At 71.8% G+C, this 18,766-nt stretch carries 16 protein-coding genes; 4 read left to right on the top strand and 12 right to left on the bottom strand.

Going from position 1 to position 18,766, the window contains the following annotated elements:
• Positions 1–140: 140 nt before the first annotated feature.
• The 4 genes from ACZ7GZ_RS24205 to ACZ7GZ_RS24190 are packed head-to-tail and all read right to left on the bottom strand — an operon-like array spanning position 141 to position 5,058.
• A complete protein-coding gene (locus tag ACZ7GZ_RS24205; RefSeq protein ID WP_471027299.1) occupies positions 141–1,814 on the bottom strand; it encodes a glycoside hydrolase family 13 protein in 1,674 nt (557 codons plus the stop codon).
• A 42-nt stretch (positions 1,815–1,856) separates the two neighbouring features.
• Positions 1,857–2,690: a carbohydrate ABC transporter permease gene (locus tag ACZ7GZ_RS24200; RefSeq protein WP_471027297.1), complete on the bottom strand. Its 834-nt coding sequence runs from the start codon at positions 2,688–2,690 to the stop codon at positions 1,857–1,859.
• On the bottom strand, positions 2,687–3,748 hold the full coding sequence (locus ACZ7GZ_RS24195; protein WP_471027296.1) for a carbohydrate ABC transporter permease: 1,062 nt from the start codon (positions 3,746–3,748) through the stop codon (positions 2,687–2,689). The genes ACZ7GZ_RS24200 and ACZ7GZ_RS24195 overlap by 4 nt, the downstream gene beginning before the upstream one ends.
• An 11-nt stretch (positions 3,749–3,759) precedes the next feature.
• On the bottom strand, positions 3,760–5,058 hold the full coding sequence (locus tag ACZ7GZ_RS24190) for an ABC transporter substrate-binding protein (protein WP_471027295.1): 1,299 nt from the start codon (positions 5,056–5,058) through the stop codon (positions 3,760–3,762).
• A gap of 332 nt (positions 5,059–5,390) precedes the next feature.
• Here ACZ7GZ_RS24190 and ACZ7GZ_RS24185 point away from each other — a divergent pair, with 332 nt between their 5' ends.
• On the top strand, positions 5,391–6,452 hold the full coding sequence (locus tag ACZ7GZ_RS24185) for a LacI family DNA-binding transcriptional regulator (protein ID WP_471027294.1): 1,062 nt from the start codon (positions 5,391–5,393) through the stop codon (positions 6,450–6,452).
• Positions 6,453–6,477: 25 nt separating this feature from the next.
• Here ACZ7GZ_RS24185 and ACZ7GZ_RS24180 read toward each other — a convergent pair whose 3' ends face one another.
• Genes ACZ7GZ_RS24180 through ACZ7GZ_RS24150 form a run of 7 tightly spaced genes read right to left on the bottom strand, consistent with a single transcriptional unit; the run spans position 6,478 to position 15,476 of the window.
• Entirely contained in the window at positions 6,478–7,122 is a 645-nt protein-coding gene (locus ACZ7GZ_RS24180) for a nitroreductase family protein (RefSeq protein ID WP_471027292.1), read from the bottom strand.
• A complete protein-coding gene (locus tag ACZ7GZ_RS24175; RefSeq protein WP_471027291.1) occupies positions 7,119–8,012 on the bottom strand; it encodes a hypothetical protein in 894 nt (297 codons plus the stop codon). Before ACZ7GZ_RS24175 ends, ACZ7GZ_RS24180 begins: the two co-directional genes overlap by 4 nt.
• The gene (locus tag ACZ7GZ_RS24170; protein WP_471027289.1) at positions 8,009–8,992 is read right to left on the bottom strand and encodes a ScbA/BarX family gamma-butyrolactone biosynthesis protein; all 984 of its coding nucleotides are present in this window, start codon (positions 8,990–8,992) and stop codon (positions 8,009–8,011) included. Before ACZ7GZ_RS24170 ends, ACZ7GZ_RS24175 begins: the two co-directional genes overlap by 4 nt.
• Before the next feature lie 10 nt (positions 8,993–9,002).
• Positions 9,003–9,935 (bottom strand): nucleoside-diphosphate kinase, encoded by a 933-nt coding sequence (locus ACZ7GZ_RS24165; protein WP_471027287.1) that lies wholly within the window; start codon positions 9,933–9,935, stop codon positions 9,003–9,005.
• Positions 9,932–11,026, bottom strand: a complete 1,095-nt coding sequence (locus ACZ7GZ_RS24160; RefSeq protein ID WP_471027286.1) for an SDR family oxidoreductase — start codon at positions 11,024–11,026, stop codon at positions 9,932–9,934. Before ACZ7GZ_RS24160 ends, ACZ7GZ_RS24165 begins: the two co-directional genes overlap by 4 nt.
• 38 nt (positions 11,027–11,064) lie before the next feature.
• Positions 11,065–12,735, bottom strand: coding sequence for a nucleotidyltransferase family protein (locus ACZ7GZ_RS24155; RefSeq protein ID WP_471027284.1), 1,671 nt, complete (start codon positions 12,733–12,735; stop codon positions 11,065–11,067).
• Positions 12,732–15,476, bottom strand: a complete 2,745-nt coding sequence (locus ACZ7GZ_RS24150) for a phosphoenolpyruvate synthase (RefSeq protein ID WP_471027282.1) — start codon at positions 15,474–15,476, stop codon at positions 12,732–12,734. The genes ACZ7GZ_RS24155 and ACZ7GZ_RS24150 overlap by 4 nt, the downstream gene beginning before the upstream one ends.
• A gap of 381 nt (positions 15,477–15,857) precedes the next feature.
• Between ACZ7GZ_RS24150 and ACZ7GZ_RS24145 the strand changes: the two genes are divergently transcribed.
• A complete protein-coding gene (locus tag ACZ7GZ_RS24145) occupies positions 15,858–16,328 on the top strand; it encodes an ATP-binding cassette domain-containing protein (protein ID WP_471027350.1) in 471 nt (156 codons plus the stop codon).
• 154 nt (positions 16,329–16,482) lie between these two features.
• Here the strand turns inward: ACZ7GZ_RS24145 and ACZ7GZ_RS24140 are convergent, their stop codons facing one another.
• The gene (locus ACZ7GZ_RS24140; RefSeq protein ID WP_471027281.1) at positions 16,483–17,151 is read right to left on the bottom strand and encodes a TetR/AcrR family transcriptional regulator; all 669 of its coding nucleotides are present in this window, start codon (positions 17,149–17,151) and stop codon (positions 16,483–16,485) included.
• A gap of 140 nt (positions 17,152–17,291) precedes the next feature.
• Between ACZ7GZ_RS24140 and ACZ7GZ_RS24135 the strand changes: the two genes are divergently transcribed.
• Together ACZ7GZ_RS24135 and ACZ7GZ_RS24130 are read left to right on the top strand one after the other, a co-directional pair.
• On the top strand, positions 17,292–18,482 hold the full coding sequence (locus tag ACZ7GZ_RS24135; RefSeq protein WP_471027280.1) for a cytochrome P450: 1,191 nt from the start codon (positions 17,292–17,294) through the stop codon (positions 18,480–18,482).
• Between the two features lie 7 nt (positions 18,483–18,489).
• Positions 18,490–18,711: a ferredoxin gene (locus tag ACZ7GZ_RS24130; RefSeq protein WP_471027278.1), complete on the top strand. Its 222-nt coding sequence runs from the start codon at positions 18,490–18,492 to the stop codon at positions 18,709–18,711.
• Positions 18,712–18,766: the final 55 nt, after the last annotated feature.

Genomic DNA, 18,766 nt, shown 5'->3' with positions numbered 1-18,766 from the left:
GCTGTCCAGGGCCTGCTGGACCCGGGGTGAACCAGTCGGTGGCGGGTTCGGTGGCGTTGCGGCTCATCGTCTGGATGCAGAGGGCGCACCTCCGGTGGCCGGAGGTGCGCCGGGTGGGTGACCGGGGTGGGTGCGCTGCTCTACACCGCGAGCCAGGCCGCTTGGTCGGGTGCGAGCCGGCCGTCCACGACGGGGCCGCTGGAGACGAGGACCGAGGTGTGGGCGGGTAGGGGGCAGGGCTCGGGCGAGAGGTTGACCACGCAGGTGAAACCGGGCTCGCGGGCGAAGGCCAGGACGCCGTCGGGGGCGTCCAGCCAGGTGAGGGTGCCGTCGCCGAGCGCGGGGTGTTCGCGGCGCAGGCGCAGGGCGGTGCGGTAGAGCTCCAGCATCGATGTGGCGTCGCCGGTCTGCGCCTCGACGCTCAGCTCGGCCCATGCGGCGGGCTGCGGCAGCCAGGGCGCGGCGGAGGCGTCCTCGGGGCTGAAGCCGTACGGCGCCGACTCTCCGCCCCACGGGATGGGCACGCGGCAGCCGTCGCGGCCTCGGTCGGTGTGTCCGGACCGCTCCCAGACGGGGTCCTGGAGCACGTGCTCGGGCAGGTCCTCGACCTCGGGCAGGCCCAGCTCCTCGCCCTGGTAGATGTAGGCGCCGCCGGGCAGGGCGAGCATGAGCAGGGCCGCCGCACGGGCGCGCCGGGTGCCCAGCGCGAGGTCCGCGGGGCCCTCGGGGCGGTACGGCTCGTTGGCCGTCCACCGCCTGACCGTCCGGCGACCGTAGCGGCTCGGGTGGCGCATGACGTCGTGGTTGGACAGCACCCAGGTGGCCGGCGCACCCACGGCGCCAAGCATGGCGAGTGAGTCGTCGATGACGGCGCGCAGGTCCTTCGCGCTCCAGCTGGACATCAGGAAGTCGAAGTTGAACGCGGTGTGCAGGCCGTCCCGGCGGACATAGGCGGCGAGCCGTTCGGGGGTGTCGGCCCAGGCCTCGGCGACGAACGACCGGTCGCCGGGGAACTCGTCGGCCACCTTGCGCCAGGCGCGGTAGATGTCGTGGACCTCGTCGCGGTCCCAGTGGGGGTGGTCGACGTGCTGCCGGGGCTCCGGGTCGGCCGGTTCCCGGGAGACGAGGGGGCCCAGCACCGCCGGTTCCCGGCCGGGCGGCAGGTCGGGCAGTTCGGGATGCTTGACGAGTCCGTGGGCGACGTCGATGCGGAATCCGTCCACTCCCCGGCTGAACCAGAAGCGCAGGACCGACTCGAACTCGGCCCGGACGTCGGGGTGTTCCCAGTTGAGGTCGGGTTGCTGCGGGGCGAACAGGTGCAGGTACCACTCGCCGTCGGGCAGCCGGGTCCAGGCCGGGCCGCCGAAGCAGGAGACCCAGTCGTTGGGCGGTTCGGAGCCGTCGGGTCCGCGGCCGGGGCGGAAGACGTACCGCTCGCGTTCGGGGCTGCCGGGGCCCGACGCCAAGGCGGCCTGGAACCAGGCGTGCTGGTCGGAGGTGTGGTTGGGCACGATGTCGGGGATGACGCGGATTCCGTGCCGGTGTGCTTCCTCGATGAGCTGCTCGGCCTCGGCCACCGTGCCGAACAGCGCGTCGATCGCACGGTAGTCCGCCACGTCGTAACCGTGGTCCGCCATCGGCGACTTGTACCACGGGTTGATCCAGATGGCGTCGATCCCGAGGGACTTGAGGTACGGCAGGCGGGAGCGGATGCCGGCGATGTCACCGACCCCGTCACCGTTGGCGTCGGCGAAACTGCGGATGTAGACCTGGTAGATGACTGCGCTGCGCCACCACGGCGCGGTGCTGGGCATGGTGTGGAGTGGGCCCTTCGGGTGTCTGGGACGGTCGGGTGTCTACTTGGCTGCGCCGGCGGTGAGTCCGGCGACGATACGGCGCTGGAAGAGCAGCACCATCACCACCAGCGGGACGGTGACCAGCACGCCCGCCGCCATCTGGCTGCCGAACGGGGTCTCGAACTGGGTCGCGCCGGCGAACTTGGAGATGGCGACCGGTGCCGTCTGCATGGCGGACTTGTTGGTCATCGACAGGGCGATGAGGAACTCGTTCCAGGCGGCGATGAACGTGATGATCGCGGTGGTGAAGATGCCCGGCGCGGCGAGCGGGATGATGACCTTGCGGAACGCCTGGCCGCGGGTGCAGCCGTCGATCATCGCGGCGTGCTCCAGTTCGTCCGGCATCTGCCGGAAGAACGTGGTGAGGTTCCACACGGCCAGGGGCAGCGCGAACGACATGCTGGGCACGATCATCGCCTGGTAGGTGTTGATCCAGCCGATGTCGGTGAACAGCTTCAGCAGCGGAACCACGATCGACACCACCGGGAACATCGAGGTGGCGATGATCAGCGTGAGGATCAGCCGCTTGAACCGGAACTCCAGCCGGGCCATCGCGTAGGCGGTGAACGTGGCCAGCAGCAGCGCCAGTGCCGTGGTGACACCGGCGACCACCAGGCTGTTGAGCAGCGCGCGGGTGAACCCCTGGGACGGGTCGAACACCGCCCGGTAGTTCTCGAACGACACCGGGGCGGGCAGCAGCGAGGTGTCGAAGATGTCGGAGGTGCGTCGCAGGCTGGAGACCAGCATCCAGTAGAACGGGGCCAGGCAGTAGGCCACCACCGCGCCGACCCCCAGGTACAGCAGCCGGGTGCGCCAGGTCGCCGTGCGGGTCATGCCGCCACCTCCGTCCGGCGCGGCGCCGAAACGCCCCGCAGCCTCAGCCGCCTCCGGTTCGCCTTCCTGCCGTCACGGTCGCCGGCGAGGTCCGCGCCGAGCAGCCGGACGAAGGCGAGCGCGATGAGCAGGACGTAGAGGAAGAGGATCACGGCGTAGGCGGAAGCCGGTCCGAAGCGGACGTTGGAGGCCTCGTTCTGCGCGAGCATGGACAGGGTTTCCACCGAGGTCTTCTGCGCGCCGACGAGGATGTAGGGCAGGTCGAACATCCGCAGCGCGTCCAGGCAGCGGAACAGCACCGCCACCAGCAGCGCGGGTTTCACGAGGGGCAGGGTGACGTGCCAGAACCGGCGCGGGGCGCTGGCCCCGTCGATGCGGGCGGACTCGTAGACCTCCTTGGGGATCACCTGCAGGCCGGCCAGGACCAGCAGCCCGATGAAGGGGGCGGTCTTCCACACCTCGGCGACGATGACCGCGACCTTGGCGTGGAAGCCTTCGGTGGTCCACAGGATCTGGCGTCCGAGGATCGCGTTGGCCACACCGTCGCTGTTGAAGATCCACCGCCACAGCAGGCCGGAGATGGCCGTGGGCACCGCCCAGGGCACGAGGATGCCTGCCCGTACCAGGGCGCGGCCCCTGAAGGCCTGGTGCATGATCAGTGCCATCGCCACGCCGATCACCGTCTCCAGGCCCACCGTGACGACCGTGAAGAAGGTGGTGTTCCAGAAGGCGTTCCAGAACCGGTCGCCGGCGGCGCCGAGGATGTCGGCGTAGTTGTGCAGCCCGACGAACGGCTCGGTCGTACGGATGAATCCGGTCCTGGGATCGAGGCCCTTGGGCCCGTAGAGCGACTCGTGCACCGCCATGAGGGTCGGGTAGAGCACCACGATGGCCAGCACCAGGAGCGTCGGCGAGACCAGCAGGGCCGCCATCCGGCCCGAACCGGCCGTCGCCCGGGCGCGCGTACGGCGGCGCGGGCTCGCCGGCACGGACTCCTTCCCGGAAGTGTCGCGGCGTTCGGGCACCGTGGTGTCGGGTGGGGTCGTCGTGTCGGTCATGATCCGGTCCCTCACTGCCCGGTGGACTTCTGCAGGGTGCTCTGCAGGTCCTTGAGCGCCTGCGCGCTGCTCTTGCTTCCGGTCAGCGCGGCGTACGCCTCCTGCTGGATCGCCGAGGTCACATCGCCGTAACCCACGACCCGCGGACGGGGCACGGCGCGCAGGATGGACTGCTTGAGGACGGGCAGGTACGGATACTGCTTGACCAGTGAGGCCTCGTCGTACAGGTCCGCGTACGGCGGGGCGAGGGAGGCGTCCTTCAGGAACGTGCTCGCGCTGTCCTCGCCGCTGAAGAACTTCATGAAGTCCAGGGCGGTGGCCTTGTTCTTCGCGAAGGACGACAGGGCCAGGTTGTGACCGCCCAGGCTGGAGGACCCGGGGCCGTTGAGGCCGGGCAGCGGCGCGACCGCGAACTTCCCCGCGAGCTCGCTCTTCCCGGCGAGCGCGTACACGTACGGCCAGTTGCGCAGGAACACCAGCTTGCCGGACTGGAACGCCTGGCGGCTGTCCTCTTCCTGATAGGTGACGGCCTCCTTGGGGATCGTGCCCTTCCTGACGGCACCGGCGAGGAAGTCCAGGCCCTTCCTGGCCTCGGGGGTGTCGACGTCCGGCTTGCCGCTCGCGTCGGTGACGACACCGCCCGCGGAGTTCACGGCCTCGGCGAAGTTGACCGTCAGGCCCTCGTACTTCTGGAACTGGCCGGCGTAGCAGGACATGCCCTTGGCCTCGGGCAGCTTCTTCACCTCGGCGCAGTCGGCCGTCATCTGCGACCAGGTGGCGGGGGGCTTGGCGATGCCGGCCTTCTTCAGCAGGTCGGTGCGGTAGTACAGCAGTCCGCCGTCCGAGCTGGCCGGGGCCGCGTACAGGCCGCCGCGGTACCTCGCCGTCTCCACCACGGGCTTGAGCATGCGCTGCAGCGGGAACTGCTTCTCCGGCAGTCGGTCGATCCACTGGTGGGCGGCGAACTCCGACGTCCACACGACGTCCAGGGAGAGCACCGTGTAGGCATCGGACTTCGTCTCCGCGTTCTGGATCATCTGCTGTCGCTGCGAATCCGCGTCCGTGGGCAACTGGACGAAGGTGACCTTCTCCTTCGGGTGCAGCGTGTTCCAGCGGTCGATGACCTTCTGGACAACGCCGGAGGTGTCCTTGCCTGCCACATATGTGATGGGGCCGCGCCCCTTGAAGGACATGCTCCCGGCCTGCTCCCCGGAGCCACTGCCACCGCCGGAGCCGCAGGCGGTGAGGAGGAGCGCGGCGGCGGCGAGCGCCGACGAGCACTGAACGGCTCTGGTGGTCTGGGTCTTCACTGTCTCTCTCCTGGTCATGCGGAACCGAAGGCGCGACTGGTCGCCCGTGTGAGACTGTGCTGTCACGGCGTTCTGCGCATTGAATGCCCAGGTCAAAGCCTTGGATGAGGATTCCATGACGACGGCGTCGACCCCGCCGTGACAACGCTTGCACGCTAGGAGTGCACCTGGGTGAAGTCAATCCGTAACTCGCCGGTATCTCGAACGAATTTGGATGCCATGCGCAGCTGTTTACTAGACAAACTGGGACATACTCAGCACATGCGGGACGTCGTGACAGCGCTGTCACGAAGAATGGACAACGCGACCCGCGCCTGTGCTAACTTCCGCTCATGTCACCCGCTCAACGGCACCCCACGATGACCGACGTCGCCGAACGGGCCGGCGTCTCCCCGTCCACCGTCTCGCGCACCCTGCGCGGCCTTCCGACCGTGTCGCCGGAGGTGCGGGACCGGGTCGAACAGGCCGCCCGCGAGCTGAACTTCGCGGTCTCACGCCAGGCGGCGAGCCTCGTCACGGGAAAGACCGGGGTCGTGGCGGTGCTCGTACCGACACTCAACTCGTGGTTCATGGGATCGGCGCTGTCCAGCCTGGGCCCCCTGCTGCGCGCGGCCGGCCGGGAACTGAACGTCTACCTCATCCCCGACATGGCCGAGCGCATGTCGTTCTTCGAGCGTCTCCCGGCCCGCCGGAACGCCGACGCGCTGCTGGTCTTCGGCTTCGACCTCACCGACGAGGAGACCGCGCGCCTGGACGACCTCGGGATGCCGGTCATCTACGTCAGCCAGCACGCCGAGGGCCGGCCCAGTGTGTACGTCGACGACGTCGCCGGTGCCCTGAAGGCCACCCGGCACCTGCTCAACCTCGGCCACCGCCGCATCGCGTTCGCGCCGACCACGGGGGCCACCGGCTTCAGCTTCAGCTCGCGCGAACGCCTGCTCGGCTACCAGCAGGCGCTGACCGAGGCGGGCATCCCCGTCGACGACGAACTCGTGGTCACCATGGCGGCCGACGACACACGCGGCCTCGTCACCGGTATAGGACAGCTGCTGAGCCTGCGCGAGCCGCCCACCGCCCTCTTCGCCGAACAGGACGAGCTGGCCGTGGCCGTCATCCACACGCTGCGCCGGGCCGGGATCCAGGTACCCGAGCGGATGTCCGTCATCGGATTCGACGACCACCAGGTCGCCCAGTGGTTCGACCTGTCCACCGTCGCCCAGTCACCCACCGACATGGGCCGCCTCGCGGGAGAACTCGCCCTCCGACTCATCGACGACACCACAGCCGACCACACCCGGCACGTCGTCCTGCCCACCCAGTTGGTCCCGCGGGCGACCACGGCGCCCCGGGCGACGCCTCAGCAGGACGACGAGAGGGCGCAGACACCCCCGTGAGCACCTGTTCACGGCTGCACGCCGGTCAGGTGCCCTGCCAGCCGTCGTGGTGCAGGACCTGCTCCAGCGGCAGTCGCGGCCCCGGCCGGAAGGTGGCGCGCAGCGGGTACGCCGTCGGCAGCAGCGCGCCCTGCCGGACGGTGGGAGGCAGGCCCAGCAGGCCGGCGATCTCCTGCTCGCGGTCCAGATGGACCGTCGTCCAGGCGGTGACCAGACCACGGCTGCGGGCGGCCAGCGCATAGCTCCAGGCGGCGGGCAGCAACGACGCCCACAGACCGGCCTGGTTGCCCGGGGGCAGCCGTCCGTCGGCCAGTTCGAGACACGGGATGACCAGGACGGGGACCCGATGGAGCCGGTCGGCCAGCAACCGTGCGGCGGTGAGCACGGAGCGCGTGGCTCGGGGCAGCTGCGCCGGCCGCTCCAGTCCGGCGGCGTTGCGGTCGTAGAAGGCGGCCCGGTACACCTCGGCCACCCGCGCGCGCAGCCGCGGGTCGGTGAGCAGGATCCAGCGCCAGTTCTGCCGGTTGTTGCCGTTGGGCGCCTGCAGGGCGATGCGCAGGCAGTCCTTGACGCGTTCCGGATCCACCGGCCGGTCCAGGTCCAGACCGCGCCGCACGCACCGCGTGGTGGTCAGCAACTCCTCGCAGGAGAGCGCGAGTTCATCGGTCACGGGTATAGCACCGCCCGCATGGTCAGCGCGAGGTACGTGGCCACGACGAAGCCGGTCGCGGCCGGCATCGGCCAGCCTCCGTGCCGCGCGGACAGGAACCGCCGCGTGCCCCAGGCGGGCAGGGCCGCCGCGAGGCAGGGCAGCAGCCCGAGCGGGCCGTCCGGCGCGCACAGCAGCACCTGGCAGCCGACCGCACCGGCCGCGAGCCCCGCGGTCACCGCCGCGCAGCGACGCGGCCCGAGATCCGCCGCGTACAGACGGGCACCGGGCGGCGTCTCCCAGGCCGTCTTGCGGGCGAACTCGAAGTGCAGGAACACGCAGGCGCTCAGGGCGAGCAGCGCGGCGCCGCGCCAGTCGGCGGTGACGGTCCCGGCGGCGACGAGCGAGCCGTAGACATAGGCGCCGAGCAGCGCCTGTACCGGGTAGGTGACCGCCAGGCCGAGCAGCTGCCGGTCGCGGACCGCGGATGACAGCCGTTCCAGCACGGCGAGGAGCAGCCCGTACCCGAGGGCCGCGAGGAGCAGCAGGGCGGCCGTGGCCGAGAGGGCGGCGTTCAGGGCCGTCGCCCCGACGGTGATCACCGTCATCGCGCCGCGCAGTTCGGCCGCGGTGATCGCGCCGGTGACGAGCGGCCGGTCCGGGTGGTGCACGCGGTCGTGGGCGAGGTCCTTCTGCTCGTCCAGCATCCGCAGGAACAGCAGCGCCAGTACGACGCTCGCTACCCGCACCCAGGTGGCGCCGGAGGGCCGCCAGGCCGTGCCGGTGGCCGCGACCGCCGTACCCTCCAGGGCCAGAACCCACAGCAGCCCGTAGGTGACGTAGAGGTGCGGACGGAACCTGTGCAGCACGAAACGGCCCAGTCTGGCCGGGGCCGGCGGAAAGGACGTCATACGGCTCCGGGGGCTGCCCGGCCCGCGAGGACTCCCGCGCCGCCGGATCGGTGCGGATCGGCCAGCCGGATCCGGGCCTCGGCGGCGACGGCGCCGGGCTGACGCAGGGTGCACTCGATGTCGGCGCCGGGCAGCACCGGAGCGGTCCGGCACCGGAGCGGCAGGTCCATCTCGGCGAAACAGCGGAACCGCGCGGTCAGGCCCACCGGCAGCGCCGTGGGTGTGCGGACGGCGCCGGCGGCGACGGCCGCGGTCAGGGCCAGCTGGCGCAAGGCCTCCAGCTCCAGCATGCCGGGCACGTGGTCGACCCAGTGGTCGTACAGGGCCGGATGCGTGGTGTCGACGATCAGGTGGGCTGTGCGGGTGCCGTCGCCTGCGGTGCACGGTGGGGAGATGGCCGCGTTGGCCGGGTCACGCCGCCCGACGAGGGCGGGATCGACGCGTGGGCCGGGCAGGGCGACGGGCACGTCCGGCAGGCCGAGTGCGCCCCGTTGACGGGCCCGCAGGCGCGTCCAGTCCTCGGGGGGCATCCAGGAGTAGTCGATGCGGGCCAGCAGGGCCTCCTGGGTGCCGATGGTGCAGGTGAAGCGCAACCGCAGTCCCGTCACCGCGGCCCGGGTACGGAACCGGTGCTCGATCCGGACGGCGATGACGGCTTCGGTGGGAAGGCCACCGCAGGTGAGGGCCGACGGGTCGGGCACCTCGAACTCGACCGCGCGCAGCAGGAACTTGTGGCCGAGGGGGACGTCGAGGTAGCGGTGGGCCACCACGAAGATGCCCTGCCTGCACGCTTCGAGCAGCAGCAGTGGATCGTGGCGGGCACGGGGGCCGAGGGTGTCGTGGTAGTAGGCGTGGCGGCGGGGAAGCTGCGCGGCCAGCAGCAGCTCGTCCTCGCCGTGGCGCTCGGCGTCGGTCAGGAAGACCTCGGCGACCGCCGCACGGTGCACCAGTTCCTTGGCGAGTGTCCGGGTGAACCGCATGGACGGCTCCTCACTTCAGGGTGTACAGGTGGCGGCGCCAGGTCCCGGCGTCGGCCCCGTCCAGCACGGGAACGCGGCCCGGCTGCCGCATGGGGAGCACCTTGGAGCCGACGATGACGGTGTCCCACGGGTCGAGGCCGATGCCGTGCTCCCACGCGGTCTCCAGCAGCAGGCGCGGGGCCGCCGCCGGATCGGTGGCGGAGTGCCGGGACACGGTGTCGCGCAGCCTTTCGAGGGCGGGGGCGAAGTCGAGGTCCCGGGGCTTGGTGGCCGCGTACAGCCGGCCGGTCAGCCGCAGGGCGTCCGCGGTGCGGTCCTCGTCGGCGAGGGCGGAGCGGAAGAGGCGGTCGCGTGCGGTGTCGTCAAAGTGGACGGCCAGCTCGCGCAGCACGTCGGCGGGCTCGTCGGGGGTGTGCACCAGGTTCAGCAGGTAGCTGTGGCGGCCGAGGAGGTGCCGCAGCTGGCCCGGCCGGCGGGCGTCGGGGTCCGTGGGCCCCTTGAGCCGGGTGAGTTCGACCGACGCGGGGACGTCCAGGTCGTGGTCGGGGCGGACGAGCAGCACCAGGGCGTCGGCGTCCTCCAGGAACAGGGCGGCGAGCCTTCTGCGGTAGGGGGTGGCGAGGTTCCACTGGAAGTACCACAGGGCGCGGATCATGGTGCGGGTCAGCCGGGTGACCGCCGCTCCGACGATCCTGAAGCCCCGCCCGGTCACCCAGTCCACGGCCGCCTCCAGCCTGCGGGCCACCACGGCGTCCGGCTTCAGCAGCAGCGCGGCGTGCCGGTGGGCGAATCCGGTGACGTCGTCGGTGAGGGCGGCGAGCTGGTCGTGGCTCTCCTGGAAGTAGGTGTCCGCGCCGTACAGCCGCTGTTTGGCGGGGTGGCAGGTCAGCAGCGGGGACACGGGTATGCCGTGCGCGGTCCGGGCGGGGTGGGCGGGCGTCATGGGTGGGTGCTCCCGTCGGGTCGGACTGCGGCGGCCGGCGCCCGGCGCGGGGCCGGGCCGAGATAGCCGGTCGCGAGGCAGTGGTCGAGGAGGCGGCGCAGGTACGGCCGTGCCCCCGTGCGCGCCGGACGGCCGCTGAAGGCCGCGGCCTGGGAGTCGTCGAAGTGGACGCGCCGCCGGAAGTAGGTGTCGTACAGGGAGATGACGCGGTCGTAGTAGACGCGTTCGCGGTCCGACAGGGACCCGGCGCAGAACGCGGACGGCGGGACGAAGCGCGGCACCTGGAAACAGGGGTATTCGGCGAGCACGTCGGAGAAGTCCCGCAGGGACAGCTCGTGGCCGACGGCGTGCAGGGTGCGGCCCTCGGCGTCCTTCGCGCGGGTGGCGGCCTCGGTGACCAGGGCGGCGACGCGGTCGACCGGGACCAGGTCGAGGACGGCGTCGTAGTGACCGGGCACGGTCCGTACCAGGCCCTGGGTGAGGATCCGGAGCACGGGGTAGATGGTCCTGAAGTCGCGGACGCGGCCGCTGCGGGTGGCGCCGGTGACGATGCTCGGGCGCACCACGGACACCGGCAGGCCGTCCGCCGCGGCTGTGCGGACCATGGTCTCGGCGGTGAGTTTGCTCTTCTCGTAGCCGTTGCCGGGGTGCTGGCCGACGTCGAGTTCGTCCTCGCGGGCCGTTCCGTCGCGTTCCCCGCACACATAGGCGGTGCTCAGGTGCACCAGCGGGGTGCGGACGGCGAGGGCGAGGTCCAGGACGTGCCGGGTGCCGACGACGTTGATGCGGTCGTAGCGTTCGTCCGGCAGCCCGAAGTCGGTGACGGCGGCGCAGTGCACGATCCGGTCGGCGATGGCGGCGAGCCGCCGGTCGTCGCAGGTCATCCCCAGGCCGGGGCGGGTGATGTCGCCGGTGATCCGGGTCAGGGTGCCCGGGCCGGGGGTGAGTTTTCTGCCGTTGTTGCGGACGATGTCGGGGGTGTGGTGCAGCAGTGCCAGCACGGTGTGGCCCTCGGCGGTGAGCCGGGCGGTCACCTCCGCGCCCACGAAACCGCCGGCGCCGGTCACCAGCACCGTCATCGGGTCGGACATCGGTGGCTCCTCAGGACGGAAGGTCGGACGGGGGACTCTCACGGGTCCTGGCGCCCCGGCAGGGCCGGGCGGGGCCGGGTGCCGTGGCCGGCCAGCAGGTCGCGGGCCTCTTCGATGGGCAGTTCCGCGTCGAGGTGGGCGCCGATGCGCAACCAGTCGTAGCCGAGCTGGAGGGTGGCCCGCCAGGTGTCCGCGGAGTCGAAGGACAGCGGGAAGGAGCCGGCGCCCACGGCACCGCGGACCTGGGCGATGAAGGCGCGCACCTCCGCGTGCAGGCGGTCGCCGTGTTCCGCCGAGTCGACGCCGAGCCGCAGCAGTTCACCGGCTCGTTCCCCGATCGGCCGGATGGGCGGTGGCAGCAGCTCCAGGCGGCGTACGAGGTCGGGGTCGGCGGGCAGCGGATGGACGCCGTGGGCGCTGAACAGGCCGCGCAGCGCGGCGTGCACGGCGCGGCGGGCGGTGAGTGCGGCGACCCGCCACTGGCTGCGTCGCAGGGCACCGGTCAGATCCTCGACGGCGTTCTCGACGACCACGTTGGACCACACCAGCGCCATGGCCGCGGCGGCGAACCGGTCGGCGGGCAGCGGCATCAGGTCGACGCCGCGGGGCCCGCGGACGGCGGCGCCGTACACCGTCAGCAGCGGCTGTGCGGTGGAGGGCGGCGGGGTGACGGGACCGGGCGGGGCGGCGAGCGGCAGCGAGGGGGTGACGGTGCCGCCGCCCTTCCACGCGAGGCGGACCAGCCCGTAGCGCAGGAAGGCGGCCAGCAGCGGGCCGGGGTCGGCGACACCGGTGTCGGCGGCCGTGGCCAGCACGCGGGGCAGCGGCCGGCCCAGGACGAGGGAGCGCCAGACGGCACCGGCGTCGTCGCCCAGGGCGAACACGTCACGCCGGCCGCGGATGACGTGGACCCGTTCGCCGGCCTGCCAGGTGGTCACCCCGGCCGCACGTTCGACGGTGAGCCGCTCGGGGCGCCGGGGGACGCCGGTGAGGCCGAGATCCGTGGCGAAGGCGAGGCAGGCGCTCAGGTGGTCGCGGGCGGCATCCGTGTCGCCGGATGCGGGGGCGACGGCTTCCAGCTCCCAGTAGCGGTCGCGTACGTCCGTACGGCCGGTCCGGTCCAGTTGCAGGGACAGCCACTTGGGTTCGAGGTAGGTCTCGCCCAGGCCGGCCGCCCAGGACTTGACGCTCTGGAGGAGTCCGGCGCGGGTCCAGTCGACCGCCTCGTCGCTCTCACCGAGGCACAGCAGCGCCATCGCCTGCCTGAGGGACTGGCGGGCACGGTGCGCCCACCAGTCGGCGGCGATCCGCCGGAACCGTTCGACGGGCAGCGTCGCCTTCACCTCCTCGACCAGGGCGTGACCGCGCAGCGGGTGGCTGTGCAGCAGGCGCTGGCAGCGGTTGAGGAGGTCCTCGGAGAGCCGGCCGGGCCGTTCGGCCGCCTTCTCCACCGCGTGGAACTGGTCGGCGAGTTGCCGTACCGAGCGGGTGCGGATCTCCACCCGCCGGCCGTCCACGAAGAGCAGTGACGGCATGGTCGGCGGCTCGTCCGCGCAGCGGCCGACGAGCAGGAAGTCGATGTCGGAGGAGGGGTTGCCGAACCCTTCCGCGATCGAGCCCTCGAGGGTCACGGCCCAGTCGACGCCGCCCGGAAGCTCGGCGAGGGACTTGTCGAGCAGGTCCTGCAGCTGGTCCTCGGTGAGGATCACAGGTGTGCCTCCTTTCGGGGGCCCTTCGGGGCGGCGGTCGCGCCGTCCTCGGTGACGGTCGCGTCGTCGGGCGGGTCGGTGAGTACGGTGACGGTCCCGGCGGCGCCGTCGACGCGCAGCCGGGTGCCGGTGCGGATCTCGGTGGTGGCGTCCCTGACCTGGACCACGGTCGGGATGCCCAGCTCCCGTGCGACGACGGCGACATGGGTGAGCGGGCTGCCGCGTTCGATGACGAGGGCGGCGGCCGAAGGCAGCGCGGCGACCCAGCCGGGGTCGGTCCGGTAGGTGACCAGGATGCCGCCCCCGATGTCGTGCGGGTGGTCGGTGACGACGGCGGCCCCTTCGGCGACGCCGGGGCCGCAGGGGGTGCCGCGCAACTCGCGGGCACCGCTGCGGGCGGCGGGGCCGCCGGCCCAGCCGGCCCGCTCCAGGTTGCCCGACCAGTACGGCGCGCCATGGGTGGTGAAGCGGGACGGTGCGTGCAGGGCGGTGTCGGCGGCGAGCTGCCTGCGGCGCAGCGCGGCCAGCTCGCGCAGTTCGGTGTGCACGATCATGCCCTCGTAGGCCCCTTCGATCTCCTCCAGACGCAGCATGAACACGTCGTCCCAGGCATCGACGGCATCGGTGCGCGCCAGGTCGCGGCCCAGGGCGCGCAGCATGCGCTTGGCCGTGCCGAAGGCCCGGGTACGGCAGAACCTGAGCCGTTCCCGGTCGGCGAGCGCCGCCCGGGCCTTGCCCCGCACCCGCTCGTACAGCAGGCGGCGCGGGCCGCGCAGGTGCTCGTCGAGGTAGGCGTCGGCCTCACCGCCCCGGTCCGGGGCGCCGCCCTTCGCGGTGTCCTGCAACGCGTCGCGCAGCAGCCGGAACAGTCCTGCCGGGTCCTCGTGCAGGTCCGGGACCTCCAGCTTGAGTTCGTCGGGGCTGCGACAGCCGTAGTCGGCGATGTAGGCGTCGACGGCGGCCAGGAACCGGGTGTGGCCGGCCTCGTGCAGCGCCCGGTGGGCTTCGGAGTCGGGGGTGTGCTCCAGCAGGTGCGGGATCTCGGGGTCGGCGTGTGCCCGGGCGGCCAGCTCGCGCAGTGCCCGCACCGGTTCAGCCGATTCCACGGTGCCACCGGGGGCGGACGCGGCCCAGGTGAACCACTCGGGGGCGTCCGGCAGCCATCTGCGGGTGAGCAGGGCCAGCAGTCCCACGGAGAGCAGGATGGTCGCGTCCAGGACCTGCATCGGGCCCCATTTCTCGATGAGTTCCCGCTGCAGCCGACGGAAACGGCGGTAGGTCTCGTCGCCGGGCAGGGTGTCGTAATCGACATTGTTGAAGACCGCGTACGCCCGGTGGAAATCCCGGTGGAAGGCATTCACGGATTTCCGGATGGTGAGGAATCTCCAGGCGAAGACGATCGTGCGGGCGAGGCGCGACACCCGGGCGCGCAGCCCGGATCGAGGGGTGAACGGATGCAATGCGTCGGCGGTCTCGTCGGGAATGCTCTCGGCGACCCCGAGAGACTTCTCCAATACGCGCCGGTTGAGCGGGTACAGCGGAGCCAGGCGCACCATGCGGTACCAGTGGAGCAGGTTGTAGTAAACCCGGCCGTGGAGGTATCCGAGCAGGTGCGGGGTCCACTCCCCCACCTCGCGCAGTTGGTCGCCGCGCACGCCCAGGGCGCGGGCGTAGCCGTCGTACACCTTGGCGTAGGTGTCGGCGGCGAAGCTGAAGGTGAGGGGGGAGACGACACCGCTGAAGCTCTCGATGATGTTGGAGTTGTCCCAGATCCGCAGCTCTCCCCCGGGCTCTGGGGCGGGGCCCGGGGTGGTGACCGGGCGGCTCTGCAGGATCCACAGGGTGCCCCCGGCAATGGCCCACTCGATGTCCTGCGGGGCGCCGTAGTGCGCGGTGACACGGCGCCCGGTCTTGTGCAACAGGGCCAGGTCGGCGGCGGCCAGGGCCGGTGCGGCGCGGTCCTCGGCGGCGACGGGTGACACCCGGCAGCCGGGTCCGGATCCGGCGTCGTAGCGCTCCTGCTTGTCGCCGACCACCGTGGTGAGGGGCCGGCCGGTGGCGGCGTCCAGGACGACGGTGTCCGCGTCGACCGCGCCCGAGACCAGCCCCTCCCCCAGCCCGTGGACGGCGCTGACCACCTGGCGGTCGGTGCGGCCGGTCGTCGGGTCGGCGGTGAACAGCACGCCGCTGCGCTCGGCCGGCACCATGCGCTGAACGATCACGGCGACACCGCCGGTGCCGGGCGGCAGCCGCCGCTGGGCGCGGTAGCGCAGGGCGCGCTCGGAGAAGCCGGAGGCCCAGCAGCGGCGGACATGGGCGGTGACGTCGTCCAAGCCCCGGACATTGAGGAAGCTGTCGAACTGGCCGGCGAAGGAATGCCGTGTGCCGTCCTCCTCCGCGCCGGACGAGCGGACGGCCACCGCACCGCCGCCGGCCTGCCGGTAGGCCAGGGCGATGGCTTCGGTGACGCGGGGGCCGAGCGGCGCGGCTTCGATCAGGCGCGCGGCCTTCTCGGCGACCTGGCGGGCCTGCGCCCGCCGGCCGTCGGCGAGCAACCCTGCCAGGTGCTCGTCCAGTCCGCTGCCGCGGCAGAATTCCGCGAAGACGTCCAGACCGAGGACGGACCAGCGCGGTACGTGAAAACCGGACCTGGTCAGGGTATGGAGGTTCCTGGCTTTTCCACCGGCCCATTCGGCGATCAGGGAATGATCACTGGACGCGGTGAGAACGTGCAGGGGCAATTCGTTTCCCTTTCAAGGGGGTTACGCAACCGGTGTGCGTTATGCGATCTCGCCCGAATGTTTCACAGCATGGCCTGTCAAAACCTCTGGTGCGCCCGCCGCGGGCGTTTTTCGGCCGTCGTGACGTTTTCAAATTTTCTGGCCGTCCACGCCGTTCAGGACGACACGGCGGGGATGCACGGCGGCGTCGGCCGCGCCGGACCCGGAGGGCCGGCCCCTCGCAACTGACCGGATAGCGGTTGGCGTTCCGCAGCACCGGCCATTCGGGATCAGCCGCTCATGGACGTGCCGAGCCCGGTCGGGGTGCGGGCTGCGCCTCGCCGCCATGCCCGTACACCGCGATCGAAGAGCCCACCGGCAATACCTCGAGGGTGATCCGAGCTGTTCGAGCGACGCAGACGCACCCCCCTGCAGGGCCCCCTTGGCCTCGACCGTTCAATAGAACATACGTCCACGATCTGCCCCGGATCCGGCTGTTACGGGGTCCCGTTCAGTGCGCTGGCCAACCTCACCATCTCCCGGGGCACCCTCACCGACGCCGAACCGCACCGAGCCCTGGATGCCGCGCGGGCCGCCGGTGCCGGGCAGGTCATCGCCGGCCTGCCCGGCGGGTGGGAGGCGCTGCTGTCCAAGCGGTTCCGCGGCGGCCAGGAACTGTCGGCCGGCCAGTGGGCGAAGATCGCCGTCGCCCGCGGCCTGTACAAGAACGCGCCGGTGCTGCTGCTGGACGAACCGACCGCCAGCATGGACCCCGCGCCGAACACGCCGTGGACCAGGCGGTGTTGCGAGACTCCCGGCGCCCGAGACGGTGCCGCCCGCTGTGCGAGGTCGGCGACCATCGCGTCGGGGTAGGGCAGCCGGAACCGTTCGTAGTATCCGGCCGTTCCCCGGTACAGATCGCGCTCGAACTCCACCTCACCGGCCATGCGACCACCCTGGCACAGAGCAGCCTGACACGGCTGCAGGGTCTGGGGCCGGCCGGGACGGCCGCGGACCCCGGCGCGGATCAGCGGCGCCCGTCCGGGAGTTGGTCCACTGCTCGGCCCCCGGGTGTCTTCTCGTCGTGCAGGAGTCCTTCGAGTGCCGCGAGTACGTGGCCGCAGATCTCGTCCGGTTCCGCGCTCGCCAGCGGCTCCTGGCCGACCACGACCCGCATCAGGCCGATGCCGAGCAGCCAGGCCATGGCGAGCTGCGCGCGCAGCTTGCTGTCGTCCGCGGAGGAGAGGGCGGCGAGGGCGGCGGCGTACTCGTCCCCCAGCGCGCGCACGGTGTCCGGGGCGGCGTCGGCGCTGCCGATGGAGCGCAGGTAGACGGCCAGCAGCCGGTCCGCACCGGGTTTGCCGCCTTCGGCCAGGACACCGCGCAGCGCGGTCTCGAACAGCCGGTCCGTGGGCGTGCTCATCAGCTGCTCCTTGCCGCCCTGGGCCATGACCTCGGTGAGCAGGGCTCGTTTGGATCCGAAGTAGCGGAATATGAGTGCCTGGTTCACCCCGGCACGTCCGGCGATGTCACGGACGGTCGCTGCCTCGTATCCGCGCTCGGCGAAGACCGTGCCGGCCGCGTGGAGGATGCGCAGGCGGGTCCCGCGGGCGTCCCGCGGGCGCTGTGGGGATCCCTCGTTCGCGGAGCCGCCGCCGGGCCGGACCTGCTGCCGCGTGTGTTCGCTGATGTCCACTCTCTGCTCCTTCTGCCGTCCGCCGTGAGCCCGCTCCACGCCTGCCGGGAGCCGTCAGGGTAACGGCCGGTTAGCGTCGTTGACCGCTCGGTGAGCGCCTCGTAGCGTTGTAAGCGCGTGCTTACACAAGGGAGACAGCAGTGACGGAAACGGACCGCGAACCCCTCGCCTATCCCTTCAACTCCAGCCACGACCTGGCCCTGTCCGATGCGTACGAACGAGCCCGTGACACGCCGGGGCTGTTACGCATCCAGCTGCCGTACGGGGAGCCGGCGTGGCTCGCCACCCGCTACGCGGACGCCCGGCTGGTCCTCGGCGACCAGCGCTTCAGCCGGGCTCTGGGCCTCGAACACGACGAACCGCGCGCCTCCGAGGCCAGGCGGTACAGCGGGATCCTCAGCATGGATCCGCCCGACCACACCCGGCTGCGCTCGCTGGTCGCCAAGGCCTTCACCGCGCGCCAGGTCGAGAAACTCCGGCCCGGAATCAGGGAACTGACGTCCTCGCTGCTGGACGGGATGGAAGCGGCAGGGCCGCCGGTCGACCTGGTCGACCGCTACGCCCTGCCCATTCCGGTCGCGGTGATCTGCCGGCTCCTCGGGGTACCGGAGGAGGACCGCCCGAAGTTCCGCACGTGGAGCGACGCGGCGCTGTCCACGAGCTCGCTCACCGCCGAGGAGTTCGACCGCAACCGTGAGGAGTTGCGCGCGTACATGGCCCAGCTGATCACCGCCCATCGCGAGCAGCCCCGGGACGACCTGATGACGGCGCTGATCGAGGCGCGCGATCACGACGACAGACTGTCCGAGCTGGAGCTCGTCGACCTGTGCGTCGGCATCCTCGTCGCCGGCCACGAGACCACCGCCACCCAGGTCCCCAACTTCGTGCTCACCCTCCTCGACCATCCGCAGGCGCTGTCCCGCCTGCGTGCCGAGCCCGCGCTCATCACCGGCGCGATCGAGGAACTGCTGCGCTTCGTGCCGCTGGGCAGCGGCGCAGCGCAGCCCCGCTACGCCAAGGAGGACATCGAGGTCGGTGGCACCCTGGTGCGGGCCGGGGAACCGGTGCTGGTCGCCATCGGCGCGGCCAACCGGGACGCGCTGCGCTTCACCGCGGCCGGCACCCTCGACCTCTCCCGGAGCGGCAACGCCCATCTGGGCTTCGGCCACGGCGTCCACCACTGCCTCGGCGCCCCCCTGGCCCGCCTGGAACTGCAGGAGGCCGTCGGCGCGCTGGTGGCCCGGTTCCCCCGGCTGCACGTCGCCGGGGACGTCACCTGGAAGACCGAGATGCTGGTGCGTGGCCCCCGCGTCATGCCGGTGGGCTGGTGAGGCGGCCATGAGCTGGCAGCTGCACATCGCCTCCGACCGCTGTATCGGCTCCGGGATGTGCGCCGGGGCCGCACCGGACCTGTTCGCCCTTGACGACGACCATGCGCGTCCCGTGCGCGAGCGCATCGCGGAGGAGGACGACCGCGCCCTGGAGGCCGCTGACATCTGCCCGATGCTGGCCATCACCGTCCGGGACGCGGACGGGAGGGAGATCGGCCCCCGCGAGTAACCTCCACGCCGGTTCCGTTTCGGCACCGTCGGCCGACGACCAGCCGATCGGCCCG

This window comes from Streptomyces sp. NPDC037288, from assembly GCF_055603265.1.
The sequence above is the reverse complement of the archived record's forward strand: the minus strand, read 5'-3'. Positions and strand labels throughout refer to the sequence as shown.

What these genes read in the sequence shown, in the direction of transcription:
- ACZ7GZ_RS24160 (WP_471027286.1), bottom strand. Translation starts at nt 11,026, where the DNA reads ATGTCCGACCCGATGACGGTGCTGGTGACCGGCGCCGGCGGTTTCGTG.
- ACZ7GZ_RS24170 (WP_471027289.1), bottom strand. Translation starts at nt 8,992, where the DNA reads ATGCGGTTCACCCGGACACTCGCCAAGGAACTGGTGCACCGTGCGGCG.
- ACZ7GZ_RS24175 (WP_471027291.1), bottom strand. Translation starts at nt 8,012, where the DNA reads ATGACGTCCTTTCCGCCGGCCCCGGCCAGACTGGGCCGTTTCGTGCTG.
- ACZ7GZ_RS24195 (WP_471027296.1), bottom strand. Translation starts at nt 3,748, where the DNA reads ATGACCGACACGACGACCCCACCCGACACCACGGTGCCCGAACGCCGC.
- ACZ7GZ_RS24130 (WP_471027278.1), top strand. Translation starts at nt 18,490, where the DNA reads ATGAGCTGGCAGCTGCACATCGCCTCCGACCGCTGTATCGGCTCCGGG.
- ACZ7GZ_RS24205 (WP_471027299.1), bottom strand. Translation starts at nt 1,814, where the DNA reads ATGCCCAGCACCGCGCCGTGGTGGCGCAGCGCAGTCATCTACCAGGTC.
- ACZ7GZ_RS24185 (WP_471027294.1), top strand. Translation starts at nt 5,391, where the DNA reads ATGTCACCCGCTCAACGGCACCCCACGATGACCGACGTCGCCGAACGG.
- ACZ7GZ_RS24165 (WP_471027287.1), bottom strand. Translation starts at nt 9,935, where the DNA reads ATGACGCCCGCCCACCCCGCCCGGACCGCGCACGGCATACCCGTGTCC.
- ACZ7GZ_RS24200 (WP_471027297.1), bottom strand. Translation starts at nt 2,690, where the DNA reads ATGACCCGCACGGCGACCTGGCGCACCCGGCTGCTGTACCTGGGGGTC.